Raw genomic sequence first — 24,887 nt, forward strand, 5'->3', positions numbered from 1 at the left:
CGGCCCGTGCCGGACGCGTGCCGGACGCCGGCGCGTCGGACGAACGTTTCGCTCGAAGCCGGCAAAAATCCGGCATGATGGGTGCGTGCAATAAAACGGATGCGATCCGCGCGCCGACCGCGCCCCGGTCGGTCCAACGGACCACGTCGCCGCCATGAAAATACGCCCCGGTCTTCTCGCTGAATTGACGGTGAACCTGCTGCTGCCCTGGGCCGCGTATCGCGCCGCCGTGCCGTATTGGGGCGAGACGGGCGGCCTGATCGCGTCGGCCGCGCCGCCGCTCGTCTGGAGCGGGCTGGAGCTCGCGCGCTTCAGGCGGGTCGACGCGCTGTCCGCGCTCGTGCTGCTCGGCATCGTGCTGTCGATCGCCGCCGCGCTCGCGGGCGGCAGCCCGCGGATGCTGCTGATGCGCGAATCGCTCGCCTCCGGTGCGATCGGCGTCGCGTTCCTCGTGTCGCTCGCGCTGCAAAAGCCGCTCGTGTTCCATCTCGCGCGGGCGACGGTCGCGCGCGAGGCGTACGACGGCGCCGCGCGGATCGACGAGCTATGGGCGGAACGGCCGGCGTTCGTGTCGTCGATGCGGCTGATGACGCTCGTCTGGGGCGCCGGCCTCGTCGCCGAGAACCTGCTGCGCGCGTGGATCACCTGGCATTGGCCGGTCGAGCGCGCGCTCGTCGTCGCGCCATTCGTCGGCTACGGCATCTACGGCGCGCTGATGACGTGGACGCTGTGGTATCGGAAGATGATGCGCACGCATGCGCTCGCCGGCCTGCCGCCGGGCGGCGCGCTCGGCTGAAGCGTCGGGCGCGCGCGTCGATTGACGGCGCCTAGCGGCGCCGGCGGAGAAACGCGATCGGGTTCGCCGCCGCGCGTGCGCCCCAGCAGGCCTGCGCGCGCGTCGCGAAATCGAGCGCATCGTTCGACGCGGCCTCCGCGTGCCCTTCGTGCCAGATGCCGGCGAAACGGCTGCCGATCCGATACGGATTCGGCCGGCCCGCCAGATAGTCGGCAAAGCCCTGCCGATACGCGCCGTACAGCGTGAGCGGCGGCGCCTGATCGCGCGGCGCGGCGTCGGCCGCGGCGAGCGTCTCGGACGCCACCTCGGCGATCAGCGCCGCGCCGTCGATTTCGTTCGACTCCGCGACGCTCCCGCGCCGGCGCCCGACCTCGACGAATCCCATTTGAAGCTCCCTGAATCCGGTTCCCTCCCATTCAAGAGCAATAAGAGTGCCAACCGAACGACGCGCCGTCGATGCCGGCGCGGCGAGCCTGCGCCGGCGCGGCGCCGCGCGGACCGCGCCGACGTTACGGAACATGTAACGTGACGCCGGCCGCACGGGCCGGGCCGCGCAGCGGCCCGTTCCGTCTCATTGGTGAAACGTCGCGTCGCCGCTGTCTTCGTCGCTCGCGAGCCGCGCGCAGGAATTCGGGCAAGAGCGGCACGGCCTTCGGCGGCGTGCGCCCTGCGCCGCGGTCCGGCTCGCTAGTTCGCGAGCACCCGCCGCGACAGCGCGTGGCGGCAGCGCTCGCAGCGCGCGTCGTCGCCGGCGTGCGCGTCGACCGTCGGCTCGTGCCGCCGGCAGCGCTCGCAGCGCGCGAGACGCGTGCGCGTCACCGCGACCGCGATTTCCTCGCCCGCCTCCAGCCTCACGTCGGCGACGACAAAAACCGCGGCCAACGCGGCGCGCAGCGGCGTCAGCGCGTCGAGCATGTCGCGCGGCGCGCGCACGACGACGTCGGCTTCATTCGATCGTCCGATCCACCCCGCGCCGCGCGCCTCTTCGAGCGCCTTCGTCAGATGCTGATCTGAACCAGTTGCGGCTGCGCGCGGCGCTGCGGGAATTGCAGGCCGGCCGGTCGCTCGCCGACGCCGCGCTGACATCGGGCTTCTACGATCAAAGCGCGCTCTGCAACCACTTCAAGCGCACGTTCGGGATGACGCCGATGCAATACACGCGCGCGCTCGCGCCGGGCAAGCGGGCCGCCGCGCCGACCGGGATTTGAAGACGAGTGACAGAACCGCAGTGGGCCTGCTGCCTGCTGCCTGCTGCCAGTTGCCAGTTGCCAGTTGCCAGTTGCCGGCCGCCGGACGATCGCAATACGAGCGTCGGCGACGACGGCGGCTGCCACCCGCGCGCCGCCGCCGCTGCCGCCGTTTCGCCGTGCGAACGCATCGCCCCGCCCATCGACGTGAACACGGGCGCCGAATCGAGACAGCGCCCCGGCGCGTCGGATCAGCCGTCGCGGAACAGGAAGCTGTACGCGTTCAGCGCGGGCACGCCGCCGAGATGCGCGTACAGCACCTTCGAGCCGGCCGGGAATTCGCCGAGCCTCACCTTCTCGATCATCCCGTGCATCGACTTGCCTTCGTAGACAGGGTCGGTCAGCATGCCTTCGAGCTTCGCGCACAGACGGATCGCATCGAGCGTGCCCGCGTTCGGCAGCCCGTACTCCGGACCGCCGAAGCGCGCGTCGAGCACGACGTCGTCGCCCGTGATGTCGCGGCCGAGTTCGACGCGCTCGGCGGTGTTCCTCGCGATCCGGAGGATCTGGTCGCACGTCTGCGCGGGCTTCGCCGACGCGTCGATGCCGATCACGCGGTCCGCACGCCCGTCGGCCGCGAAGCCGACGACCATCCCCGCCTGCGTGCTGCCCGTCACCGAGCACACGACGATGTAATCGAACTTGAAGCCGAGCCCGGCCTCCTGCACGCGCACCTCCTCCGCGAAACCGACGAAGCCGAGGCCGCCGAGCGGATGATCGGAGCAGCCGGCCGGAATCGCGTACGGCTTGCCGCCGCTCGCGCGGACGTCGGCTAGCGCGTCCTCCCAGCTCTTGCGAAAGCCGATGTCGAAGCCGTCCGGCACGAGGCGCACGTCCGCGCCCATCATCCGCGACATCTGGATGTTGCCGACGCGATCGTAGACGGCATCGTGATAATTGACCCAGTTCTCCTGGACGAGCACGCACTTCATGCCGAGATGCGCGGCGACCGCCGCGACCTGGCGCGTCTGGTTCGACTGGATGCCGCCGATCGACACGAGCGTGTCGCAGCCTTGCGCGAGCGCGTCGGGGATCAGGTATTCGAGCTTGCGCGTCTTGTTACCGCCGAACGCGAGGCCGCTGTTGCAGTCGTCGCGCTTCGCGTACAGCTCGACCTTGCCGCCCAGATGCGCGGTGAGCCGCTTGAGCGGCTGGATCGGCGTTGGGCCGAAAGTCAGCGGGTAACGCGGGAATTTCTGAAGATTCATCGATCGCTCCTGTCATCGAAGATACGGGCGCGCGAACGCATCGAACCGCGCGCCGCGCCGCCCGATCGCGATCCGCCGCGACGTCCCATGTTAGGAACGATCGGGGAAAACAGGGTTGCGAATATATTGCCAGGAGCCTACTTTTATAACGATACGTAATTATTTCAATTAATTTAGTTAGGAATTAGCGATCATGTGCGCAACAAAAAAATCCACGCCGAAGGCCGCCGCCCAGCCGGCCGGCGCGGACATCGACCGCGTCGATCGCGCGATCCTTCGCGTGCTGCAGCGCGATGCGTCGATCTCGAACGTCGCGCTCGCCGCGAAGGTGAACCTGAGTGCGCCCGCGTGCCTGCGCCGCGTCGAGCGCCTGAAGGAAATGGGCCTGATCCGCGGAATCGTTGCGCTGCTTGCGCCGAAGGCGCTGAACGCGGGGATGCTCGTGATGATCGGCGTCGTGCTCGACCGCTCGACGCCCGATTCGTTCGACGCGTTCGAGCAGGCCGCGCAGAAAGTGTCCGGCTGCATGGAGTGCCATGTCGTGACGGGCGAATTCGACTACATCATGCTGATCCGCACGCGCGACAGCGATACGTTCAACCGGCTGCATGCGGAACAGTTGCTGTACCTGCCCGGCGTGCGGCAAATCCGGACGTTCGTCGTGCTGAAGGAGATTCTGTCGACGACGAGCTTTCCGATTTGAGCGGCACGACAGCGCTTGCACGCGGTACGCAATGCGCAGTGCGCTTGCGTGCGACCGCCTCTGCGCCGCCGCGCGCACACGTCACGCGATGTCGCATCGCCGCAGTACCGGCGGCTCGTCGAGCATTTCGCCGATCGCACCGTCCCGCGTTCATCGATTGACTGACCACACGCATCGCAGCGCGACGACAGCAATAGAGCGGCCGGCGAAGATCGATCGGCTCCGGACGCGTCCCATTCCGCCTCGCCGCGTCATCGCGGCTTGACGCAGGTGTCGAGCGCCCCGCTCGACACGCCGCACTTTTTCGACGGCGCGAGCGACGTGCGCACAGGCCTCGGCGAGCGGCAGGACACGCTCGCGCGCCTGCGCGGCGCACGCCGAACGCACGGCGAAACGTCCGTTGCGGCCCCGCCATCCGCCTCCGAGTTCGCCCGTCGTCCCACGCGGATTTCCGCTCCACCGCGCCGACCCGCTATCATGTTCGCCATTCTCGATCGCAAGATCGACCCGCACTCAGTTGGAGACCTCATGGCCTTACCCCAGGACAGCGTCAACATGGCGCTCTTTTGCGACTTCGAAAACATCGCGCTCGGCGTGCGCGACACGAAGTTCGAAAAATTCGACATCAAGCCCGTGCTCGAGAAGCTGCTGCTGAAGGGCAGCATCGTCGTCAAGAAGGCGTACTGCGATTGGGATCGCTACAAGACGTTCAAGGCGGCGATGCACGAAGCGAGCTTCGAGCTGATCGAAATCCCGCACGTGCGGCAGTCCGGCAAGAATTCGGCGGACATCCGGCTCGTCGTCGACGCGCTCGACCTCTGCTACACGAAGGCGCACGTCGACACGTTCGTCATCATCAGCGGCGACTCGGACTTCTCGCCGCTCGTGTCGAAGCTGCGCGAGAACGCGAAGCGCGTGATCGGCGTCGGCGTGAAGAACTCGACGTCGGACCTGCTCGTCGCGAACTGCGACGAATTCATCTTCTACGACGACCTCGCGCGCGAGCAGCAGCGCGCGCTCGCGAAGCGCGACGCGCGCACGGCGGGCGCGGGCTCGAAGCGCGCGGCCGACGACGACAAGCAGCGCAAGCACGACGGCGACGCGCGCAAGGCCGAGGCGATCTCGCTCGCCGTCGAGACGTTCGACGCGCTTGCGTCGGAGCGCGGCGAGAGCGGCAAGATCTGGGCGTCAGTGCTCAAGAGCGCGATCAAGCGCCGCAAGCCGGACTTCAACGAGTCGTACTACGGCTTCCGCGCGTTCGGCAACCTGCTCGACGAAGCGCAGGCGCGCGGGCTGCTCGATATCGGCCGCGACGACAAGTCGGGCACGTTCGTGTTCCGGTCGATCCAGCCGATGGCCGTCGAAACGGCGAAGCCGGTCGAGACGGCCGCGGCCGTCGAAGAAAACCACGCCGGCGCGAAACCGTCGGGCAAGAAAGGGCACGGCAAGGGCCGCGGCGCGAAGAAGCGCGTGCCGGAGCAGATGCCGCTGATCGTCGAGACGGTCGCGGGCGCGGAGGGCCACGGCGGCATCGAAGCCGATGCCGATATCGTCGACGTGGATGTCGTCGAGACGCGCGAAGCCCGTCGCGAGCGCGCGGCGGACGAAACGCGCGAAGCACATCCGGCCCACGAAGCACACGACACGCACGCGGCGCGCGAGCCGGCTCGCGCGAGCGAGACGGGTGAAGCGCAGGAAGCCGAGGCAACAAAGCCCGCGCGTTCGCGCGCACGCAAGACTGCGGCGAAGAAGAGCAAGCCGCGAGCGGCCGACGCAGCGGAGCGGCGGCACGCGGCAGCCGAAGCGGCGCCGGCCGGCGAAGCCGCAACGGGCGCTGCCGGCGAACCGGCGGCCGAAGCGGCGCCGGCGAAGGCTTCGCGCAAATCGCCCGCCCGCGTGCGCCGCCCGCGCAAGACTGCGACGGCAAGCGACGCCTGAGCGGTGCAACGCGGGCCGCGCGGCTCGCGACGACAGTCTGTCGTCGCCAGGACATTCGCGCGCCCGAAACGAGCGAGGCATCGTGCGGGCCGTCGACGACGCAGCGTGATCGCCTGGAACGGCCGCGAATCCGCGAGCGTGCCGTCGAAATCGAAGGCGATGAGCTTGCAGGCCAAGTTTTACTCGTTATGTTTATCGTGGCCGAAAGGAAATCGTCGGATCGACAATGCGCGCGATTGTGTCACGAAACGCGCCGACGACGAAATTGCGCTGAACGAATCGGACGATTCGAACCATTCGCTCGGCTGCACACGAGCCCCGCGCACCAAACGAACCGGGCGGCGTGCTCGCGCAACGCCGCCCGGACAGGCTCATTCATCGTAAGCTCATTCATCGCGCCCCGCCCCTGAATCGCCGGAGGCATCGCCGACGACGCCTCATGCGGCGCTCGCTCACGCCGTCACGCCCTCCCGCGGCCGCCGGCCGGCCATCGACGCGGCAGCCAGCATGCCGACGCCGAGCGTCGCGAGGCACACGACGGGCACGAGCATCGGCGCGCCCGCGTTGCCCGCGACCTTGCCGACATACGGCATCAGGTTCTGCGCGAAGAAGCCGCCGAGATTGCCGATCGAGTTGATCGCGGCGATGCTCGCGGCAGCCCGCGCACCGGAGAAGAAACGTGGCGGCAGCGACCAGAAGCACGGATACAGGAGCGGGATGCACGCGCCGCCCAGCACGAGCGCCGCGAAGCGCAGCGGCAGGCCCGGCAGCGCGAGGCTCAGCGCGAAGCCGGCGACGCCGACGCCCGCGACGACCGCCATCGCCTTCAGCACGATCCGCTCACGCTTGAGCCGCGCGGGCAGCCACAGCAGCAGCAACGCCGCGATCGCCCACGGAATCATGTTCAGCAGCCCGTTCGACGACGACGACACGCCGCTGCTCTTCAGCAGCGTCGGCAGCCAGTACGTGACGCCGTAGAGCGACGTCGACATCAGCATGTACGCGAGCGCGAACATCAGCACGCGCGGATCGATCAGCGCGCGCCACGGCGATTCGGACACCGCGTCGGGCGACGCCTCACGCTTGAGCGCGGCGAGCACGAGGCGCTTCTCGTCGTCGGACAGGAACGTCGCGCGCTCGACCGACTCGGGCAGGAAGCGCAGCGCGACGAGCGCGACGGCGATGGCCGGCAGCCCCGTCGCGACGAACACCCATTGCCAGCCGGCGAGCCCGAACTGGCCGTCGAGCGACAGCAGCAGCCCGCCCGCGAGCGAGCCGAGCATGTTCGCGAGCGCGCTGCCGAGCGTGAAGAGCCCGAGCACGCGCGTACGATGGCTCTGCGGAAACCACAGCGTCAGGTAATAGATGACGCCCGGATAGAAGCCCGCCTCCGCGACGCCGAGCATGAAGCGAAACACATAGAAGACGCTCGTCGAATGGGTGAAGCCGAGCAGGACCGTGATCACGCCCCACGTCATCATGATGCGCGCGAGCCAGAGGCGCGCGCCGAACCGATGCAGCGCGAGCGTGCTCGGCACTTCGAACAGCAGGTAGCCGATGAAGAACAGCGACGCGCCGAGCCCGTACGACGTCTCGGTCATCCCGAGCGCGTGCACCATCTGCAGCTTCGCGAAACCGACGTTCTGCCGGTCGATGAACGCGATCAGGAACATGACGACGAGCAGCGGCATCAGCCGCCGCGCGATTTTCGTCATGACCGCCCGTTCGCGGGTTGAGGACTCGTCCACTTGCCGTCTCCTTGCTCATAAATTCATATAGATGATTGGTTGATTAGTGGAGTGCGGCAATGCGTAATTACCCGCGCCGCCTACATATTGATCCCAGTCATCGCCGGGTTTCCACCGATTCGCGTCGGTCCAAGTCATGCAAACATATAGATGAATTTGGAGAAACCATGCACGCCACCGACGACCGACTCCCCCGCTATCAGCGTCTGCGCGACGAACTGGCCGCGCTCATCGCCGCCCGGCATTGGCGGCCGGGCGAGGCGATCCCGACCGAGCAGGCGCTCGCGAAGCGCTACGACGTCGCGGTCGGCACCGTGCGCAAGGCGGTCGACCTGCTCGTCGCCGACGGGATGCTCGAACGCTTCCAGGGGCGCGGCACGTTCGTGCGGCGCGCGAGCTTCGACAACTCGCTGTTCCGCTTCTTCCGCTTCCAGAGCAAGCGAGGCGAGCGCCGGATCCCCGAGAGCCGGATCCTGCGCCGCGAGGTCGTCGAAGCGCCGTCGGCCGTCGCCGCCGCGCTGCAGATCCCGAGCCGCGCGTCCGTGATCGAGATGACGCGCCTGCGCCTGATCGACGGCGCGCCGATGCTCGCCGAGGAAATCTGGCTGCCTTACGACCGCTTCGCCGCGTTCGCGCGGCTCGAGCCCGACGCGATCGGCGACCTGCTGTATCCGGTCTACGAAGCGCACTGCAACCAGATCGTCGCGTCGGCGACCGAGACCTTGACGGTCGAGGCGATCGGGCCCGTGCACGCGCGCCTCTTGCGCATCGAGCCGGGCACGCCCGCCGTCGTGATCGAGCGGCTCGCGTACGGCTACGATCGCCGGCCGCTCGAATGGCGGCGCTCGCGCGGCCCCGCGAGCGAATTCATCTATCAGGCGGAGATCCGCTAGGGTCCGTTCACGCGAGCGCGACCGACCGGCGACCGACCGGCGACCGCCGTGCCGCGAGCAGCGGCAGGCGGCGACCGTCCGGCGCGGAACAGGAGACGACAGTGTTCAAATGGTTCGGCATGGTATCGGCCCGCGAACGGCGCACGTTCTGGGCCTGCTTCGGCGGCTGGGCGCTCGATGCGCTCGACGTGCAGATGTTCAGCCTCGTGATTCCCGCGATCATCGCGGAGTGGTCGCTCTCCCGCACGCAGGCGGGCTTCGTCGGCGGCGCGACGCTCGTCGCGTCGGCGATCGGCGGCTGGGCGGCCGGCCTGCTGTCCGACCGCTTCGGCCGCGTTCGAACGCTGCAATGGACGATCGCGTTCTTCTCGGTCGGCACGTTCCTTTGCGCGTTCGCGACGAGCTATCCGCAGTTCGTCATCCTGAAGACGCTGCAGGGCCTCGGCTTCGGCGGCGAATGGGCGGCGGGCGCCGTGCTGATGGCGGAAACGATCCGCGCCGAGCATCGCGGCAAGGCGATGGGGACCGTCCAGAGCGCATGGGCGGTCGGCTGGGCCGCCGCCGTGCTGCTCTATGCGCTCGCGTTCTCGCTGATGCCCGCCGCGCTCGCGTGGCGCGTGATGTTCGGCGTCGGTCTGCTGCCCGCGCTGCTGATCGTCTACGTGCGGCGCGGGATCGTCGAGCCCTCGACGGATGCGCCCAGGACGCCGGCTGCATCGCAAGCCGCGGCGGCCGCGCCGCTCGTCGGCATCTTCGCGCGGGAGACGCTGCGGATGACGCTGATCGGCGCGCTGCTCGGCGTCGGCGCGCACGGCGGCTACTACGCGCTGATGACGTGGCTGCCGACCTATCTGAAGGTCGAGCGGCATCTGTCGGTGCTCGGCACGGGCGGCTATCTCGCCGTCATCATCGTCGCGTTCTTCTGCGGCTGCGTCGCGAGCGCGCACCTGCTCGACCGCATCGGACGGCGCAACACGATCCTCGCGTTCTCCGCGTGCTGCGTCGCGACCGTGATCGCATATCTGTTCCTGCCGCTCGGCAATGCCGCGATGCTCGTGCTCGGCTTTCCGCTCGGCTTTTTCGCGGCCGGCATCCCCGCGAGCATGGGCGCGCTCTTCAACGAACTCTATCCGCGCGGCATCCGCGGCACGGGCGTCGGCTTTTGCTACAACTTCGGACGCGTCGCATCGGCCGGCTTTCCAGTGCTCGTCGGCCACATGTCGGCCGGCATGCCGCTCGGCACCGCGATCGGCATCGACGCGGCGATCGCGTATTCGATCGTCGTCGCCGCCGTGCTGATGCTGCCCGAGACGCGCGGGCGCGCGCTCGACGAAAGCGCCGATATCGATGCGCACGCGCATCGCATCGCGACGCCGGGTGCGCAGCATCGTTGATCGTCGTCGCATGGTTTTCAGGTTGTCGTTGTCGTTTCATCGAATGAGGAGCATCGAGCGTTGAGCGAGCAGGAGCGGAAAGCGCGCGCGCACGAAGCGCCGGCGCACGACGAGTCCGGCCGCATGACCGCCGTCGACGCGCACGCGCACGTCTTCGAGACAGGACTGCCGCTCGCCGGCCGGCGTCGCTACGCGCCCGGCTACGACGCGCCGCTCGACGCGTACGTTGCGCAGCTCGACGCGCATCGCGTGTCGCACGGCGTGCTCGTGCAGCCGAGCTTTCTCGGCAGCGACTGCCGCTACCTGCTGCGCGCGCTCGCGCGACAGCCGGGGCGACTGCGAGGCATTGCGGTAATCGACGCCGGCTGCGGGCAGGACGCGCTCGATGCGCTCGATCGCGCGGGCATCGTCGGCATTCGGCTGAACCTGATCGGACTGCCGGACCCGGCGCTCGACAGCCCCGCGTGGCGCGCAACGCTCGAACGCGTTGCGGCGCTGCGATGGCATGTCGAGCTGCACGCGGAAGCGGGACGGCTCGAACGGCTGATCGCGCCGCTGCTCGCGCATGGCGTGGATATCGTCGTCGATCACTTCGGCCGCCCGGATCCGGCGCTCGGCATCGCCGACGCGGGGTTTCGCCATCTGCTGCGCGCGGCCGCGACACGGCGCATCTGGGTGAAGATTTCGGGCATCTACCGCAACTGGCCGCTTGCGCCCGAAGAAGCGGCGGCCCGCGCGCGCGAAGCGTTCGACGCGCTCGAAGCCGAATACGGCGCCGAGCGGCTCGTGTGGGGCAGCGACTGGCCGCACACGCAGTTCGAGCGAACCGAGACGTTCTGCCGTGCGTTCGCGTTCGCGCAGCAATGGATGCGCGACGACGCGATGCGACGCGCGATTCTCGTCGAGACGCCCGCGCGGCTCTTTCGATTCGACGAGGGACGAGCCGCGTAGCCGCGAGCGGTGGTGGCGCGCCGATATGCAGCGGGGGGCCTGCGAAGCACTGCGTTGCGTCGCGCGCCGGTCATCCGCGCCGCCGATCCGGCGGGGCGGCAGCGATGGTGGGGGGCATCGCACGCGTCGCCTGCCCTGCCTCGCGCCCCGATTACCGCCTCGCGCTGTCACGCCACGTCACGCCACGTCACGTCACGTCACGTCACGCCACTCGATGATGTCACGCCGCCTTCACACTTATTACATCGGCCATGCGTACTTTTACGGCTTTCCAACAGGAACGACCATGCCACGACCGATTCTTCGCCGCGCCGCCGCGCTCCTGCTGACGCTCGCGGGCGCCACGCTGTTCCACGCCTGCACGAGCAGCATCGACAGCCAGCCGGACGCCGCGAGCGCGTCCGCGAATATCCAGGCGGCGTGGGTCGAGATCGGCGACGCCAATCAGGCGATCGCCCGCGTGATCACGAGCTACACGCCGCCCGCCGCGGCATCGGGCGACCCGGCGCCCACCGTCTGCCCGCAGTTGAGCGCCGACGGCAAGATCGCGCGGATGACGCTGCGCGCCGCCGCGGGCACCGTCGCGCAACGTCCGACCGCGAGCGATCCGGCCGATTCGAAACCGTCGAGCTTTCCGGTGTCCGTCTGCGAAGCGACGCTGCCTGCGGGCGCGAAGGACGTGACCGTCGCCGGGCGGGCGCTGCCGCTGCCGAAGGCCGAGCCGCAGCGCGTCGCGATCATCGCCGACACCGGCTGCCGGATGAAGAAGGCCGACAACGCGTTCCAGGCGTGCAGCGACGCGACGGCATGGCCGTTCGCGACGATCGCGTCGAGCGTCGCGCGGCTGAATCCGGATCTCGTGCTTCACGTCGGCGACTATCACTATCGCGAGAACGCGTGCCCGCCCGACATCGCCGGCTGCAAGAACAGCCCGTGGGGCTACGGCTGGGACACGTGGCGCGCGGACCTGTTCGAGCCCGCCGCGCCGCTCCTCGCGAAAGCGCCGTGGGTCGTCGTGCGCGGCAACCATGAGGAATGCGCACGCGCGGGCCAGGGCTGGTATCGCTTCCTCGATCCGCACCCGTACTCGGACGCGCGCTCGTGCAACGATCCGGCGAACGACGGCAACGCGAACTATTCGGAGCCCTACGCGGTGCCGCTCGGCACCGGCTCGCAGGTGATCGTGTTCGATACCGCGAAGGTCGGCCGCGCGGCGCTCAAGACAACGGACGTGCAATTCCAGATCTATCAGAAGCAGTTCCAGACGGTGGCCGCGCTCGCGAACCAGCCGGGCATGTCGACGACGATCTTCACGAACCATCATCCGATCCTCGCGTTCGCGCCGATCCCGGGCAGCACGCCCGCGCCGGGCAATCTCGCGCTGCAGTCGGTGATGTCGAGCCTCTATGCGCAGGCGTACTACCCGCCCGGCGTGCAGGTCGCGCTGCACGGCCACGTGCACGACTTCCAGGCGATCAACTTCGCGTCCGGGCATCCGGCGACGATCGTGTCAGGCAACGGCGGCGACAACCTCGATGTCGCGCTGCCCGATCCGTTCCCGGCGAACCTGACGCCGGCGCCGGGCGTCGTCATCGACAAGCTGTCGCACAACAACAGCTTCGGCTTCCTGATGATGGAGCGGCGTGCGGCGCCCGCGCGCGGCTGGACGTTCAAGGCGTACACGGCAGCGGGCAAGCTGCTCGCGACCTGCGACCAGGCCGGCACGACGCTCACGTGCGACAAGACCGGCTTCGTCGCGCCGTGACGGGCGGGACGCGGATCACGCCGGCGCGGCATGCGCCGGCGTTCGCGGAACGCGCGGGCCGCGCCGCATCGTCGAGCACGCCGAATGCAGCCGCCGCCGACACGATCGACGCGATCGACGCGGCTGCGCCGCGCGCCGGCCGGCTTGATCGCGCGCCGGCGCATCACGTCGCGGCGCGCGTCGAGCACCGAGCATCCGCTCGATGCACGCTCGACATCGCGAGCCGCGCGCTCGCTGCCGCGTTCGCCGATCCGTCGTCCGAGTCCGAGTCCGAGGCCGCTCCGGAAACGGATGCGGCGACTCCGCCGCCGTTCGCGCCGCATCGACGCACAAAGAGAAGACACAACACCATTTCGACATTCGCACGCACCGCCTGCGGCGCGCTCTTCGCGTCGATGGCGGCACTGGCACTCGCGGCCGGTCCCGCCGCGACGAGCGCAACGAAGGCGATGAGCACAGCAGGCGCAACGAATACGACGAATACGACGACCACGCCGAACACCGCCCGCGCCACCGCCGCGTCATCCCGATCGCCAACGACAGTCCTGCTCCCCGGCGCACCGCCGCAGCGCATCGTCGACACGGTCGGCCGCGGCACGCCGCAGGTCGCGTCGAAGTTCGATACGACGACGGCCGTGTTCCGCCCGGACCCGGCGCTCATCGCGCTCGGCCGGCGCGTGTTCTTCGATTCGCGGCTGTCGGAGCCGCGCGGCACATCGTGCGCAAGCTGCCACGATCCGGGCCGCGCGTTCGCACCCACGCTGTCGCCCGCCGCGCTCGCTGGCCCGCGCGTGCCGCAGGGCAGCCGCCCCGGACACTTCAGCCGGCGCAACGCGCCGTCGCTGCTGTACGTGCGCTACGTGCCGCGCCGCCACTTCTACCAGGACGACGACGCGCTCGCGCCCGCGCCGTTCGGCGGCCTGTTCTCGGACGGCCGCGCCGACACGCTCGCCGAGCAGCTGCGCGGCCCGCTCTTCGATCCGGACGAGATGAACAACGCATCGCCCGCCTCGCTCTTGCGCAAGATCGACGGCACCGCACTCGCCGTAGCGCTCGCCGGGCGCTTCGGCCCGGCGGTCCGGCGCGATCCCGAGCGGACGGTGCGCGCGCTCGGCGACGCGATGCAGGCGTATCTGCAAAGCGACGAAATGGCGCCCTTCTCGTCGCGCTTCGATGCATACGTGACGAAGCGCGCGCCGCTCACGCCGCAGGAATTGCGCGGGCTCGCGCTCTTCAAGAATCCGGACAAGGGCAACTGCATGAGCTGTCATACGCTGTCGGATACCGCGAGTCGCCCCGAGCGCTCGCTCTTCACCGACTTCGGCTACGACGCGATCGCGGTGCCGCGCAACCGCGCGCTGCCCGCGAACCGCGACCCGCGCCGCTTCGACAACGGCCTGTGCGATACGGCCGCGAAGCTGCGCTGGCCGGAGCCGACACAATGGTGCGGCTATCTGCGCACGCCGGGGCTGCGCAACGTCGCGATCAAGGAGTCGTTCATGCACAACGGCGTGTTCGATACGCTGCGCGACGCGGTCGCGTTCTACAACACGCGCTCGACCGATCCGAAACGCTGGTATCACGGCCGCGACACGTTCGACGACGTGCCGGCCGCTTATCGCGGCAACATCAACGTGAACTCGACGCCGATGAATCGCCGCCCCGGCACGCCGCCCGCGATGACGGACGCCGACATCGACGATCTCGTCGCGTTCCTGCGCACGCTGACGGACGAGCGCTACGTCGGACTAATGCCGGCGACGCCGGGCGGCAAAGCGGCGCGGCCGTGACGTTCGCCCGAGGAAAGCCCGCCCGATCCGAAATGGACCGGCCTCTTGGGGCGACGCCGAACGATCGATACACTGTGACGGTCGACGACATTCGTCTACGGGATAGGGAAACGTCATGCCGAACAAATCCATCGCTGCCCCGGACAGCACCGCGGTGCGAGTCGCTCTGTGGCGGGCCATGCATGTGCAGATCGATCCGCCGCCGCACGTGCTCGAAGACGAGATCGGTCTGCAACTGGCGGCGCCGGACGACGACTGGCGCGACCGTCCGGACATGGATCCGCAAGCGACCCGCGGCTACCGGGCGGCGATCGTCGGCCGGGCCCGCTTCATCGAGGATCTGGTCTGCGAGCAGGCCGAACACGGCGTCGCCCAGTACGTGGTGCTCGGCGCCGGCCTCGACACGTTCGCCCAGCGCAGAACGAAGCTCGCGTCGCGCCTTCGGGTATTCGAAGTCGACCAGCCCGGCGCGCAGGCCTGGAAGCGGCAGCGCCTGATCGCACTCGGCTTCGGCATCCCGGAATGGCTGCGGCTCGTGCCGGTCGATTTCGAGGCAGGAGGATCCTGCCGGGAACCGCTGGAGGCCGACGGCTTCGACGCCGGTCGGCCGGCCGTCGTGTCGTCGACCGGCGTCTCGATGTATCTGACCCGGGACGCGGTCGCCGCCACGCTGCGCGAGATCGCGACGCTCGCTCCGGGCTCCACGCTGGCGATGACGTTCCTGCTGCCGCTCGAACTCCTCGATCCCGCCGAGCGCCCGCAGCACCAGGCGGTCTACGAGCGCGCACGGGCGGCGGGCACCCCGTTCGTCAGCTTCTTCAGCCCGCCCGAAATGCTCGCGCTCGCCCGTGAAGCCGGATTCCGCGAAGTCCGGCACGTGTCCACCGACGATCTCACTCAGCGCTATTTCGCCGGCCGGACTGATGGTCTGCGGCCGTCGAGCGGCGAAGCGTTTCTGGTCGCGACGACTTGAAGACGCGACTTGAAGACGCGACCGGAAGCGCGACCGGAAGCGCGACCGGAAGCGCGACCGGAAGCGCGACCGGAAGCGCGACCGGAAGCGCGACCGGCGCCGATTGAATACGACTTTCCGTCCGGCAACCCGGTCGCGCGCCATTGAACGCAGCTTGGCGGATTGTCGGCGCGTGCGCCGCGACGTCAGTATCGAGCGCTGTCGGAACGACAGCCGCCGCGCGACAGGGCTCCGGCACGCGCCCCTTGTAATCGCCTGATTCACCACCTCGATCCGATCGGTACAACGACCATCGTTTTAACTGCTCACCGAAAAAGTCGACCGGTCTCCCCGGTTCTTTGAAGCCCGCTTCCGGCGCCGACGTTTCTTTTCGATTGTCGCCGGCGCTGCGACACACAAGTGGTCGCTCGTTCAGTCGCGCCCGACGATTGAATTCACTGCCCGCGCGATGTACGACGATCTCTCGTATCGCGTCGAACCCGGCGCGCTGCCCCGCTGCCCCGATTCCAGACTGCCGCGACGACCGCATCGCGATCCAATCCGCGACCAGCGCGCCGGCCCCGGCATTTCGATCGGAAAGTGCAAATTGTCGCAGCAAGCCGGCTTCGATCCGATTCAAATCTGCTCGATTTACCGAATCAATCGATTTATAAAATCCGACCCCGTCGCCTGGAATCGCATCCATTCGATCAAATCGCCATTTTTCAGCAATGCCTCATTCACGTATGAAAATATGGGAAAAATATACTACCATTTTCATGGCGATGGCTCGATTCAGGAAATCAGGAACGAAGCGCAAATCTTTTGCCTCATCAAATACCTGTCGTTGCATCATGCGAGCCGGATCGTCACGCGTCCCATGACGAACAACTAACTTTACATTCGTTTCATTTTTATAAAATTTAATAAATCCTAATTTATCGATTACCGCTTGGATGATCCGATTTCGTCAATCGAATCACGACATGCTGCACACTTAAAAAGGGGAAATCAGCATGACATATCTACGTAAAAACGTCTGGAATTTGGGTTCCGATTGGGCCGATCCCATTCTCTGGTACGCACGCGGCGTAAAAGCGATGCAGTCGCGCGCCCTCGACGATCGAAACAGCTGGCGTTTCTACGCGGCCATTCACGGATTCAAAGAAAGCCTGTGGCGCCATCTCGGCTACCTGGACTCGCGTGACCGGATGCCCAGCACCGCCGACATTCAGGCTTACTGGAAGCAGTGTCAGCACGGCAGCTGGTACTTCCTGCCCTGGCATCGCGGCTACTTGCTCGCTTTCGAGGCCGTCGTTCGAGACGAGGTCATCAAGCTGCACGGCCCCAAGGATTGGGCGCTCCCCTACTGGAACTACTTCGAGCCCGGCGAGGACCGTCTGCCCAAAGCCTTTGCGTCGCCCGACTGGCCGGACGGCAAAGGCAACAATCCGCTCTATGTGAAGCAGCGCTACGGCCCGTATAACAACAGCGAGGTCTACGTGCCGATCAGCTTGGTCAATCAAAACGCGCTGGGGGATCCCGATTTCGAAGGCGTCGCAAGCGGAGGCGGCCCCGGATTCGGCGGCGTCTGCACGGGCTTCCATCACAGCAGAGGGATTCACGGCGGTATCGAGACGCAGCCACACGACGCCGTGCATGGCATCGTCGGCGGACGAGACCCGCTTACGCGCCAACCCGGATTGATGTCCAACCCGGACATCGCAGGACTGGACCCGATTTTCTGGCTTCACCACGCGAATATCGATCGGTTGTGGGAAGTCTGGCGCAGGCATCCCCCCACTCACGTCGATCCGACCAAAGTGAATTGGCTGAAAGGTCCGGCATTCATAGGCGAGCGGCCTTTCAAAATGCCGATGCCGCACGGAGACGACTGGACCTACACGCCCGGCGAAATGAGCAACCTTTCGAAGCTCGGCTATGCTTACGATGATGTATCGGCGCCGCCGAAAACGCCGCCGCTGACGGTCGCTCGCCTGAATCGCCTGCGCACGGGTCAGGTCACGGCCGAAACGCTCGAGGAGGACATCGCCTTGACCGACCCCAAGATCGTCGAACTGTTCGGCGCAAGCGACCGGAACCTCGCGGTGAAGGGCGCGGAGGCGCGGTCTTCCGTCACGCTCGACGCCGCCGTGCAACGCAAGATATCCGCCAATCTGACGAAGACTGCCGCCGCCACCTCGGCCACGCCCGACCGGGTCTTCCTGAATCTCGAGAATGTCCGCGGCCTCGACGACGCCACGATCCTCAGCGTCTACATCAACGTTCCCGAAGGCGGAGATCCCGCCAAATATCCCGACCATCTTGCCGGCAGCGTCGCCCTCTTCGGCGTGAGCAACGCGACGGTGGTGGGCGAGGAGGGGCACGCGGGCGACGGCCTGACGTTCGTGGTCGAAATCTCGCACATGATCGATGCGCTGCATCTCGCCGGCGCCTTGCCTCTGTCCAAACTCGACGTGCGGCTCGTCGCGCTCACGCCGGTGGCGGAAGAATCGCAAGTGAGCATCGGCCGCATCAGCGTGTATCGGCAAAGCACGTGACGCGAGTGCAGTGATGAAGCACGCCGGGCAGCGGCTCGACGCGTCGTTCGTCGTACCCGTGTCGATCAGCCTGATCGCCTGGTCCGCGTTGCTCGTCGACGCGGGCGGCCTGATGCCGCCCGCGCTCTGCTCGATCTCGGGAGACTACTGGCGGCTGCCGCTGTCGACATGGCTCCATCTTGCGTTCTTGTCCAACTCGCCGTCGAAGTTCGCATCGGATTCGGTGCTGATGGTGGCGGCCATGATGGCGCCGCTCGCCGCATCGCCGCTCCGACACGTCCTGGAGCGCAGTTTCGCGCGACGCCGCATGCGATCTGCGCTCTGCTTCGTTGCCGGTTATGCGGCTGTCTGGATCGCCGCGTGGATCGGTCTGCAGGTCGTCGCGATCGCATTCACCTGGGCCGTGCCGCCCCCCCTGACGCGCGTGGGCCTCGGGTTCGCGCTGGCGGTGCTTTGGCAGTTTTCGCCCGCCAAGCAATGGTTCCTGAACGTCTGCCACCGCCGGCCGTCCCTCGCGGCGTTCGGCATGGCCGCTGATCGCGATGCGCTGCGTTTCGGCCTGGCGAGCGGCGTCTCCTGCGCCGGGAATTGCTGGGCGCTGATGTTGCTTGCGCTGCTGACAGGACCGTTGCACGTTTTGACGACGATCGTCGTCATGTGCTTCATCTTTGCCGAAAGGCTCGAACGCCCGGCTCCGCCTGCATGGCGCTCCCGCGGTCCCGGCAAGGCCGTGCGCATCATTGCGGAGAAAGTGCGCACGAGACTGGCTTTGTTGCGCGCGCCGACATGATGTCCGCGGACGACTGACCGGGTGGGGCCGTCACGACACATCCCCCTCGTCGAACCGTGCTCGCGCTCATGTTGAAACTTCGTTACCCGGCGAGATGAAATCCTGCGGAGGATCGAAGCGGGATGCCGACGACTTTCCTGTCACCCGGTCCCGGCTTCATCAAATCCCCTGAATTCCCACGCACAAGAGAACCCACTCCCGCTAGGCCAAGCGGTTCTGCCCAGCTCTCCCCGGCTACTTCACAACCGCATCGACTTCGCTTCGCGCGGCGCATATTTCCAGCTTCCGACCGCCCATCGCGACCCGGTTTGCACCCCATTTAATACGGTTGCACGCTCGAGAAATACTGGATAAATTAACAGCACTGTATTTTTAACCAGTGAGGTGTCAGATGGAGCACCTGGTTCGCATCGTCAACGATACCGACCGTCAAATCCTCGTCTGGCTGCGCAGCCAGGTCGGTGACGAGCGCGTGGAGCGCGCAGCGCTGCGCATGGGGCGCGTCCGCAAGCCGTACCTGTCCGCCGTTTGCCGTTACCTGGGCGTCTCGCCGCCGATTTCGCTGCGCTATCCGACACGGCGCGCCGAGACCGATCACACGGTCGGCGACCGTTACCTGACGCTGATCCGCCAGCACCTCGCCACACGCGCCGCAGGCCGGTAAGCATCGCGCCGAGCGTCCGATTGGCGCGAATGGTGCCGGGCGGCGCCAAATGGCATCGGCTGGCATGGCGCAACGTAGCGCTGCGCGACGCGACGTCGCATCGCGCGATTCGATGCGCAATATCAAGGCAAGTCCGTCGCCCGATCGACAGAATGGGCAGGTCGCGGCGACAGAAACCTTGTCAGCTCGCCACGCACGAAGTCGTGCGCGCGTCGCGCCTTTCCAAGTCGTCTACCCCGCCCACCAGGGCGCCGTCCTGACATCGCTCGCCGCGACACCCTCCAACGCACTTTGCGAGGCACTCCGGCATGGCGAAGAAATTCCCGCTGCATCCGAAGCACCCTGAACGCAACTGCTGGGGATGCGACCGATATTGCTCGGTCGACGCGCTGTCTTGCGGCAACGGTTCCGACCGGACGCAGCATCCGATCGAATTGCTTGGCGACGACTGGTACGAATGGGAACAGGAAAACGAAGCGGCGGCCCAGCAACAGCGGCTGGCGCAAACCGTCGTTCGATGACAACGCCTCACGTAACAAAGCGCCGCGAACGTGTGGCGTGAATGCGAGTCGTTCAGCGGGTTGATCGCCCGCCCCGGCGAAGCAAGAAAACGTGCATCGGACGGCGACGATGCCGGAGCGCGCCGGCCATCGACTGATTCGAGCGATCGAAGCGAGCGCGACGACCAACTCAGCGCGGCGCTTATCGAGCGAACGGACGCCGCACGACCGCGGCGGAACCGCGGCGGAACAAGCACGTCGACAGTGCATGCGGCCGGATACGTCTCGCTTATCGTCAGCACTGCGCTCAACGCAACATTCGAACCATGTGCTGCTCGTCGCAAAACCGATCGCCGACACGCATCGCGCGCCGCTCGACGCCGAACGTCTCGAATCCGAGCGACGCGTAGAGCGCTTTCGCGGGCTCATTCTCGATATTCACGCACAGATTGACCTGCGCGATGCCCCAGTCGCGCGACACGTGCGTCAACGCCGCGCCCATCAGCCGACGGGCGAGCCCTTTGCCGCGATGCGCGGGCGCGACGAACACACCCCAAAGCGTCGCCTTATGCCCGACTTGCACGAGCGCATCCCTGCGCACGCCGGCGATCGCGGCCAACTCACCGTCGACGGTCAGCGCGCCGAAAACCGCCTGCGTATCCGATGCCCGGAGCCGCGCTTCCACTTCCTCGATCGAACGCGCGGCTTCCTCGGCGCGTGTCGGCCAGATCGCGGTCGGCGACGTGTCGATCGCAACGAGACGCAACGCTTTGAACGCGGATGCATCGGCAGGTTCGAGCAGGCGGATCGAGATCATCGGGCAGTCGAAATCGAAAACGAGAAGGAGCCGATCCTACACAATCTTGCGTTTTCACGGCGAGCCCCACGTGCACGCTCACACCGGCCACACGCGTCGCTCAACGCTTCGCTCTGGCGCGCTCGCTCCACTCGAACGCAGCCATCCCGACCAGCATCGCCGCGACAAAGCCGAACGCCTTCGCTCCACCCAAGCCGAGCGACACGACGGCCGGCCCCGGACAAAAGCCGACGAGCCCCCAGCCGACCCCGAACGCCGCGCTGCCCGCGACGAGCCTGAGCGTGACGGACCCGCGCGGCGGAATCAGCATCGGCAGTCCCAGCAGCGAACGCTCCCGCCGCTTCGCGATCGCGAACGCGATCGAGCCGACCGCGATCGCACCGGCCATCACGAACGCGAGCGACGGATCCCAATCGCCCGCGAGATCGAGAAAACCCTGCACCTTCGCGGGATTCGCCATCCCGGACAGCAGCAGCCCCGTGCCGAACAGCAAGCCCGACAAGAATGCGAAAAAGACGCTCAAGTCACCCTCCCAAGACGTGGCGCAGCACGAACACCGTCGCAATGCCCGCGGTCATGAATACGGCGGTGGCGACGATCGAACGCAGCGCACCGCGCGAGATTCCGCAGACGCCGTGTCCGCTCGTGCAGCCGCCCGCATAACGCGTACCGACGCCGACCAGCACGCCGCTGACGATCACCCTTGCCCAACCGGCGTCGACGACCGGCGTCGGGAACCAGCCGAGCACATGCGCGACGAGCGCGGCCGAGATCAAACCGGCGAGAAACGCCGCGCGCCATCCGGCATCGCTGCGCCGGCCGGCGAGCAGCCCGCCGACGATGCCGCTGATGCCGGCAATCCGGCCGTCGAAAAACACGAGCAGCGCGGCGGCCGCGCCGATCATCAGGCCGCCCGCGAGCGACAAGCCCGGCGTGAAATGAACAAGATCAACGGCCACGACGCTTCCCCTTCTTGCTCGTTGCACAGAACTGCTCGTAAAGCACGGACATGATTGCGATCGCCGGCTCGCTCGCCAGCGCATAGTAGATGTTCTTGCCGTCGCGCCGCGTCTCGACGAGCGCGTTGTCGCGCAGCACCGCGAGTTGTTGCGACAGCGTCGGCTGATGGATGTCGAGGCGCGCCTCGATGTCGCTCACGCACAGCTCGCCGCATTGCGCGAGCTCGCACAACAACAGCAGTCGATCAGGATTCGACAACACCTTCAGCAGCGCGCACGCGGCATCGGCCGACGCACGCATTTCGGACAGGTCGATCGACGAGCCGGCAGCACGCATCTTTTCACCCCAATCAATCTATCAAATAACATTCTATATTCTCACATAATGATTCGCACAGTGCAAAGAATGTGCGCTGGTGCCGCGGCGTTCGAACCGGACCGTTAAGCATGCCTTAAGCGCATACTCGTCATAGTAGCGGCAAGCGAATTCGGAAGCCGCACCGGCAAGAAAGATATGAAACGCATTCTCATTTTCCTGCTCTGTCTCAGTACGCTTTTCGCGGCGAGCGGATGTGCGTCCCAGCAGACCGTCGCCGACGCACATGTCCACACCCCTCACCCCGCGCACATGGGCCGGCCGAATTGGCTTTGAGCCGCCCGCTGCACAGCGCGAACCGATCATTCGGCTCGTCGCCGCCACGACCTTAAGATTTCCATAAGAATCGCGCGCGATAATCGGTCCGGCCCGGCAACGCACGACACGTCGGCCGGCTGATCCCTACGAACGGCTTTCCCCACAGGACGATTCGCGCGATGACACGCTCCACCCGAACCCCAGATCGTTACGACCCGCTCAGCCGCCTCCTGCACTGGAGCGTCGCCGCGCTCGTGCTCGCCCAATTCGTGCTCGGCTGGACGATGCCGGACGTGCATGGCACGACGCCGCCCGCCGGCCTCGTCGCATGGCACGTCGCGCTCGGCACCGCGCTGATCGCCGCCATCGCGGCACGCATACTGTGGTCGCTCATGCGCCGCAGTCCGCCCGCGCATCGGCAGAGCGCGCTTCTCTCGTTCACCGCGAGCGCGGTTCACAAGCTGCTGTATGTCGCGCTGATCGCCGTGCCGCTGCTCGGCTGGCTGAACGCGAACGGCCGCACGTGGCAACTGAAGCTCGCGGGCGTCGTGCCGCTTCCGACCATTGCCGCACCGCACTCGCTCGGCGCGTCGATCGGCGAATGGCACAGCCTGTCGGCGACGCTCTTCATCGTGCTGATCGGCATGCACGCGCTCGCGGCGCTCGTGCATCGCTTCGTGATGAAGGATGGCGCGTTCGAACGGATGATCTGATTGAAAGGCGCGCGCGGCGATCGATTGCACGTCGGTCGCCCCACGCGCAACGACCACGCAGAGTGATGTCGTTGCGATGAGGACTTGCTGGTTGCATGGCCATGGCCGGCCCAGTCTTCGCCGCTTGCATCGCTCTCTTCGACCCGGTTCTGAACCGGGTCTTTTTTCGTATGACGAAATAAATGCAGACCGGGATTTCGGCCGTTCGACGACGCGGCAGCCGAATCGTTCGAGTCGGTCGAGTCGTGCGAATCGACCGATCCAGCCCTGCGGCGAAGTGAAGCCGGCTTATGCGCGTCGCGCGGCCAGCCGCCGCACGACGTCGATCATCGCATCGACTTCGTCGCACGTGTTGTAGAACACGAACGACGGACGCACGCTGGCTTCGAGTCCGAAACGGCGCAAGATCGGCTGCGCGCAGTGATGTCCGGAGCGCACCGCGATGCCGTGCTCGTTCAGCGCCTGCCCGACCTCTTCCGTCTCATAGCCCTTCAGCACGAACGACAGCACGCTCGCCTTGTCGCGCGCGGTTCCGACGAGCCGCACGCCCGGCACCGGCGCGTACACGCTCGTTGCGTACGCGAGCAGATCGTACTCGTAACGCGCGATGTTCTCGATGCCGATCCGCGTCACGTAGTCGAGCGCCGCGCCGAGTCCGACCGCGTCGGCGATGTTGCCCGTCCCCGCCTCGAAACGGTTCGGCGGCGGCGGAACACGGTGCGCTCGAACGTCACGTCGGCGATCATGTTGCCGCCGCCCTGCCACGGCGGCATGGCGTCGAGCAGCGCACGCTTGCCGTACACGACGCCGATGCCCGTCGGCCCGTAGATCTTGTGCCCGGAAAACACGAAGAAATCGGCGGCGAGCGCCTGCCACGGCACGATGTTCGCGTGATGCTCGAGATGCGACACGACGATCTCATCGCCTTCTCCGACGTTCTGGACTCCCCAAGTTTTTGCGATCAGATTGATCGCTTCCTTCGTGCCGCGCATGAACACGATCTCGTCCGGCGACGCCGCGCCGATGAAGCGCTGCACGGTCGCGCGCGCGTGCTCGTATGCATTCGTCGCGCGACCCGCGAGCGTATGCGCGGCGCGGTGGATGTTCGAGTTCTCGTGCACGTGGCCTCGGCCTGCGCGGAAACGTCGCGCCGGACCTTGTAGCTCAACTCGAGCCGTGCCTGCGCGAGGAGCGCGTGCAGACGCCGGCCGTTGGTCGCGCCGCGATGGCCGGCGTCGTCGAGATCGCCTTCGAAGCCTTCGAGGACGTTGAAAACCTGCGTAAAGCCCGCCTTGTCCGCAGCTTCGGCGGCAAGCGCCGAGCGGTTGCCGCTGCGGCACAACAGCAGCACGACCGCATCCTTGCCCCGCTTCGCTTCGAGCTCGCGCACGAAGCGCGGATTGCGCGTCAGGCTCGTGCCTGCCGCCCACACCACGTGCAAATTCTCGGGCACGTGGCCGACGAATGTACGCTCCTCGGCCGTGCGCACGTCGACGAGCAGCGCGTCGCCGGCCTCGACGAGCGCCCAGGCATCCTGCGGCGTCACGCCGCCCGCGTACGGTGAGCCCGCCGAGCGCGCGGCTTCGAGCACTGCATGAGTGGAGCGTGCTTCGAGTTCAACTGTCATGGCATCTCGTGATGGATATCGCGCATCGTGCGCGAGACATGGGCCCGGCTCGACGGCGAGCGCCGTCTATAGCCACTAGAGATCCATTATGGAAGAGGCGCCGCAAAAGCCGAACCCATTATTTTTTCATTTCGAAATGAGACCGCGCATGAGGGCGATAGTCAGGAAGGCGAATGGGTCCGGGCGGGACGCGAAGCGCGCACGCCGCCGCCATTCAGAGCGTTCATGTATGACGAA

General features: G+C 67.0%; 24 protein-coding genes and 4 pseudogenes. 17 read left to right on the top strand and 11 right to left on the bottom strand.

From position 1 onward, the window contains the following. Positions 1–154 precede the first annotated feature (154 nt). Positions 155–796, top strand: coding sequence for a VC0807 family protein (locus WS70_RS26445; RefSeq protein WP_059472073.1), 642 nt, complete (start codon positions 155–157; stop codon positions 794–796). A gap of 31 nt (positions 797–827) precedes the next feature. Here WS70_RS26445 and WS70_RS26450 read toward each other — a convergent pair whose 3' ends face one another. Continuing rightward, positions 828–1,181 carry a hypothetical protein gene (locus WS70_RS26450; protein WP_059598506.1) on the bottom strand — a complete coding sequence of 118 codons (354 nt, stop codon included), beginning with the start codon at positions 1,179–1,181 and terminating at the stop codon, positions 828–830. 302 nt (positions 1,182–1,483) lie between these two features. Further along, positions 1,484–1,801, bottom strand: a pseudogene (locus tag WS70_RS26455) (isoleucine--tRNA ligase); the annotation flags it as partial. Here WS70_RS26455 and WS70_RS26460 point away from each other — a divergent pair. Further along, positions 1,801–2,004 (top strand): annotated as a pseudogene (locus WS70_RS26460) (helix-turn-helix domain-containing protein); the annotation flags it as partial. The pseudogenes WS70_RS26455 and WS70_RS26460 overlap by 1 nt on opposite strands. 230 nt (positions 2,005–2,234) lie before the next feature. Here the strand turns inward: WS70_RS26460 and WS70_RS26470 are convergent. Continuing rightward, a complete protein-coding gene (locus tag WS70_RS26470; protein ID WP_059472069.1) occupies positions 2,235–3,251 on the bottom strand; it encodes a 1-aminocyclopropane-1-carboxylate deaminase in 1,017 nt (338 codons plus the stop codon). A 193-nt stretch (positions 3,252–3,444) separates the two neighbouring features. On the opposite strand from WS70_RS26470, the gene WS70_RS26475 reads away from it, so the two are divergent. The 3 genes from WS70_RS26475 to WS70_RS26485 all read left to right on the top strand — a co-directional run bounded on the left by WS70_RS26475 (position 3,445) and on the right by WS70_RS26485 (position 6,276). Beyond that, positions 3,445–3,954, top strand: a complete 510-nt coding sequence (locus WS70_RS26475; RefSeq protein ID WP_059472068.1) for an Lrp/AsnC family transcriptional regulator — start codon at positions 3,445–3,447, stop codon at positions 3,952–3,954. A 528-nt stretch (positions 3,955–4,482) separates the two neighbouring features. Further along, on the top strand, positions 4,483–5,892 hold the full coding sequence (locus WS70_RS26480) for an NYN domain-containing protein (protein WP_082716292.1): 1,410 nt from the start codon (positions 4,483–4,485) through the stop codon (positions 5,890–5,892). Positions 5,893–5,997: 105 nt separating this feature from the next. After that, positions 5,998–6,276: a hypothetical protein gene (locus tag WS70_RS26485; protein WP_082716283.1), complete on the top strand. Its 279-nt coding sequence runs from the start codon at positions 5,998–6,000 to the stop codon at positions 6,274–6,276. 68 nt (positions 6,277–6,344) lie between these two features. On the opposite strand, the gene WS70_RS26490 is transcribed toward WS70_RS26485, so the two are convergent. Continuing rightward, positions 6,345–7,607: an MFS transporter gene (locus WS70_RS26490; protein ID WP_082716282.1), complete on the bottom strand. Its 1,263-nt coding sequence runs from the start codon at positions 7,605–7,607 to the stop codon at positions 6,345–6,347. 200 nt (positions 7,608–7,807) lie between these two features. On the opposite strand from WS70_RS26490, the gene WS70_RS26495 reads away from it, so the two are divergent. From WS70_RS26495 to WS70_RS26510, 4 genes are all read left to right on the top strand, one after another. After that, positions 7,808–8,533, top strand: coding sequence for a GntR family transcriptional regulator (locus WS70_RS26495; RefSeq protein WP_059472064.1), 726 nt, complete (start codon positions 7,808–7,810; stop codon positions 8,531–8,533). Between the two features lie 101 nt (positions 8,534–8,634). After that, entirely contained in the window at positions 8,635–9,927 is a 1,293-nt protein-coding gene (locus WS70_RS26500; RefSeq protein ID WP_059598504.1) for an MFS transporter, read from the top strand. A 60-nt stretch (positions 9,928–9,987) separates the two neighbouring features. After that, positions 9,988–10,878: an amidohydrolase family protein gene (locus tag WS70_RS26505; protein ID WP_059472062.1), complete on the top strand. Its 891-nt coding sequence runs from the start codon at positions 9,988–9,990 to the stop codon at positions 10,876–10,878. Positions 10,879–11,164: 286 nt separating this feature from the next. Further along, positions 11,165–12,643 carry a metallophosphoesterase family protein gene (locus WS70_RS26510; RefSeq protein WP_059598503.1) on the top strand — a complete coding sequence of 493 codons (1,479 nt, stop codon included), beginning with the start codon at positions 11,165–11,167 and terminating at the stop codon, positions 12,641–12,643. A gap of 163 nt (positions 12,644–12,806) precedes the next feature. On the opposite strand, the gene WS70_RS32210 is transcribed toward WS70_RS26510, so the two are convergent. Then, a complete protein-coding gene (locus WS70_RS32210; protein WP_162498987.1) occupies positions 12,807–13,226 on the bottom strand; it encodes a hypothetical protein in 420 nt (139 codons plus the stop codon). On the opposite strand from WS70_RS32210, the gene WS70_RS26520 reads away from it, so the two are divergent. The 7 genes from WS70_RS26520 (at position 13,216) to WS70_RS26550 (ending at position 19,921) form a co-directional block, all read left to right on the top strand. Then, positions 13,216–14,433: a cytochrome-c peroxidase gene (locus WS70_RS26520; RefSeq protein ID WP_226382975.1), complete on the top strand. Its 1,218-nt coding sequence runs from the start codon at positions 13,216–13,218 to the stop codon at positions 14,431–14,433. The two genes, WS70_RS32210 and WS70_RS26520, sit on opposite strands and share 11 nt — an antisense overlap. Positions 14,434–14,548: 115 nt before the next feature. Further along, positions 14,549–15,406, top strand: a complete 858-nt coding sequence (locus WS70_RS26525) for a class I SAM-dependent methyltransferase (protein ID WP_059472060.1) — start codon at positions 14,549–14,551, stop codon at positions 15,404–15,406. Between the two features lie 448 nt (positions 15,407–15,854). After that, complete coding sequence (locus WS70_RS26530) at positions 15,855–16,280, top strand: hypothetical protein (protein WP_059598502.1); 426 nt, start codon at positions 15,855–15,857, stop codon at positions 16,278–16,280. Between the two features lie 121 nt (positions 16,281–16,401). Then, entirely contained in the window at positions 16,402–17,946 is a 1,545-nt protein-coding gene (locus WS70_RS26535) for a tyrosinase family protein (RefSeq protein ID WP_059598501.1), read from the top strand. 13 nt (positions 17,947–17,959) lie between these two features. After that, the gene (locus WS70_RS26540; protein WP_059598500.1) at positions 17,960–18,736 is read left to right on the top strand and encodes a copper chaperone; all 777 of its coding nucleotides are present in this window, start codon (positions 17,960–17,962) and stop codon (positions 18,734–18,736) included. 391 nt (positions 18,737–19,127) lie between these two features. Continuing rightward, positions 19,128–19,400 carry a CppA family protein gene (locus WS70_RS26545; RefSeq protein ID WP_059472057.1) on the top strand — a complete coding sequence of 91 codons (273 nt, stop codon included), beginning with the start codon at positions 19,128–19,130 and terminating at the stop codon, positions 19,398–19,400. A gap of 308 nt (positions 19,401–19,708) precedes the next feature. Next, the gene (locus WS70_RS26550) at positions 19,709–19,921 is read left to right on the top strand and encodes a DUF3079 domain-containing protein (RefSeq protein ID WP_059472056.1); all 213 of its coding nucleotides are present in this window, start codon (positions 19,709–19,711) and stop codon (positions 19,919–19,921) included. Between the two features lie 286 nt (positions 19,922–20,207). On the opposite strand, the gene WS70_RS26555 is transcribed toward WS70_RS26550, so the two are convergent. The 4 genes from WS70_RS26555 to WS70_RS26570 all read right to left on the bottom strand — a co-directional run bounded on the left by WS70_RS26555 (position 20,208) and on the right by WS70_RS26570 (position 22,013). After that, the gene (locus tag WS70_RS26555) at positions 20,208–20,717 is read right to left on the bottom strand and encodes a GNAT family N-acetyltransferase (protein ID WP_059472055.1); all 510 of its coding nucleotides are present in this window, start codon (positions 20,715–20,717) and stop codon (positions 20,208–20,210) included. A gap of 100 nt (positions 20,718–20,817) precedes the next feature. Continuing rightward, complete coding sequence (locus WS70_RS26560) at positions 20,818–21,240, bottom strand: DUF6691 family protein (protein WP_059472054.1); 423 nt, start codon at positions 21,238–21,240, stop codon at positions 20,818–20,820. A gap of 1 nt (position 21,241) precedes the next feature. Beyond that, on the bottom strand, positions 21,242–21,676 hold the full coding sequence (locus WS70_RS26565) for a YeeE/YedE family protein (RefSeq protein ID WP_059472053.1): 435 nt from the start codon (positions 21,674–21,676) through the stop codon (positions 21,242–21,244). Then, the gene (locus tag WS70_RS26570) at positions 21,666–22,013 is read right to left on the bottom strand and encodes an ArsR/SmtB family transcription factor (protein ID WP_059472052.1); all 348 of its coding nucleotides are present in this window, start codon (positions 22,011–22,013) and stop codon (positions 21,666–21,668) included. The genes WS70_RS26565 and WS70_RS26570 overlap by 11 nt, the downstream gene beginning before the upstream one ends. A gap of 476 nt (positions 22,014–22,489) precedes the next feature. Between WS70_RS26570 and WS70_RS26575 the strand changes: the two genes are divergently transcribed. Continuing rightward, positions 22,490–23,023 carry a cytochrome b gene (locus tag WS70_RS26575; protein ID WP_059472051.1) on the top strand — a complete coding sequence of 178 codons (534 nt, stop codon included), beginning with the start codon at positions 22,490–22,492 and terminating at the stop codon, positions 23,021–23,023. Between the two features lie 288 nt (positions 23,024–23,311). On the opposite strand, the pseudogene WS70_RS26580 reads toward WS70_RS26575, so the two are convergent. Both WS70_RS26580 and WS70_RS26585 read right to left on the bottom strand, forming a co-directional pair. After that, positions 23,312–24,162: pseudogene (locus tag WS70_RS26580) on the bottom strand (aminotransferase class V-fold PLP-dependent enzyme); the annotation flags it as partial. A gap of 50 nt (positions 24,163–24,212) precedes the next feature. Then, positions 24,213–24,650 (bottom strand): annotated as a pseudogene (locus WS70_RS26585) (rhodanese-like domain-containing protein); the annotation flags it as partial. Positions 24,651–24,887 lie beyond the last annotated feature (237 nt).

It is taken from the genome of Burkholderia mayonis (assembly GCF_001523745.2).
Taxonomy (GTDB): Bacteria; Pseudomonadota; Gammaproteobacteria; order Burkholderiales; family Burkholderiaceae; genus Burkholderia; species Burkholderia mayonis.

Excerpts from the sequence above, each read along its gene's own strand:
- WS70_RS26550 (WP_059472056.1), top strand. The coding sequence starts at position 19,709 with ATGGCGAAGAAATTCCCGCTGCATCCGAAGCACCCTGAACGCAACTGC.
- WS70_RS26450 (WP_059598506.1), bottom strand. The coding sequence starts at position 1,181 with ATGGGATTCGTCGAGGTCGGGCGCCGGCGCGGGAGCGTCGCGGAGTCG.
- WS70_RS26525 (WP_059472060.1), top strand. The coding sequence starts at position 14,549 with ATGCCGAACAAATCCATCGCTGCCCCGGACAGCACCGCGGTGCGAGTC.
- WS70_RS26445 (WP_059472073.1), top strand. The coding sequence starts at position 155 with ATGAAAATACGCCCCGGTCTTCTCGCTGAATTGACGGTGAACCTGCTG.
- WS70_RS26530 (WP_059598502.1), top strand. The coding sequence starts at position 15,855 with ATGTACGACGATCTCTCGTATCGCGTCGAACCCGGCGCGCTGCCCCGC.
- WS70_RS26495 (WP_059472064.1), top strand. The coding sequence starts at position 7,808 with ATGCACGCCACCGACGACCGACTCCCCCGCTATCAGCGTCTGCGCGAC.
- WS70_RS26545 (WP_059472057.1), top strand. The coding sequence starts at position 19,128 with ATGGAGCACCTGGTTCGCATCGTCAACGATACCGACCGTCAAATCCTC.
- WS70_RS26475 (WP_059472068.1), top strand. The coding sequence starts at position 3,445 with ATGTGCGCAACAAAAAAATCCACGCCGAAGGCCGCCGCCCAGCCGGCC.
- WS70_RS26510 (WP_059598503.1), top strand. The coding sequence starts at position 11,165 with ATGCCACGACCGATTCTTCGCCGCGCCGCCGCGCTCCTGCTGACGCTC.
- WS70_RS26555 (WP_059472055.1), bottom strand. The coding sequence starts at position 20,717 with ATGATCTCGATCCGCCTGCTCGAACCTGCCGATGCATCCGCGTTCAAA.
- WS70_RS26570 (WP_059472052.1), bottom strand. The coding sequence starts at position 22,013 with ATGCGTGCTGCCGGCTCGTCGATCGACCTGTCCGAAATGCGTGCGTCG.
- WS70_RS26490 (WP_082716282.1), bottom strand. The coding sequence starts at position 7,607 with ATGACGAAAATCGCGCGGCGGCTGATGCCGCTGCTCGTCGTCATGTTC.
- WS70_RS26575 (WP_059472051.1), top strand. The coding sequence starts at position 22,490 with ATGACACGCTCCACCCGAACCCCAGATCGTTACGACCCGCTCAGCCGC.
- WS70_RS26480 (WP_082716292.1), top strand. The coding sequence starts at position 4,483 with ATGGCCTTACCCCAGGACAGCGTCAACATGGCGCTCTTTTGCGACTTC.
- WS70_RS26535 (WP_059598501.1), top strand. The coding sequence starts at position 16,402 with ATGACATATCTACGTAAAAACGTCTGGAATTTGGGTTCCGATTGGGCC.
- WS70_RS26540 (WP_059598500.1), top strand. The coding sequence starts at position 17,960 with ATGAAGCACGCCGGGCAGCGGCTCGACGCGTCGTTCGTCGTACCCGTG.
- WS70_RS26470 (WP_059472069.1), bottom strand. The coding sequence starts at position 3,251 with ATGAATCTTCAGAAATTCCCGCGTTACCCGCTGACTTTCGGCCCAACG.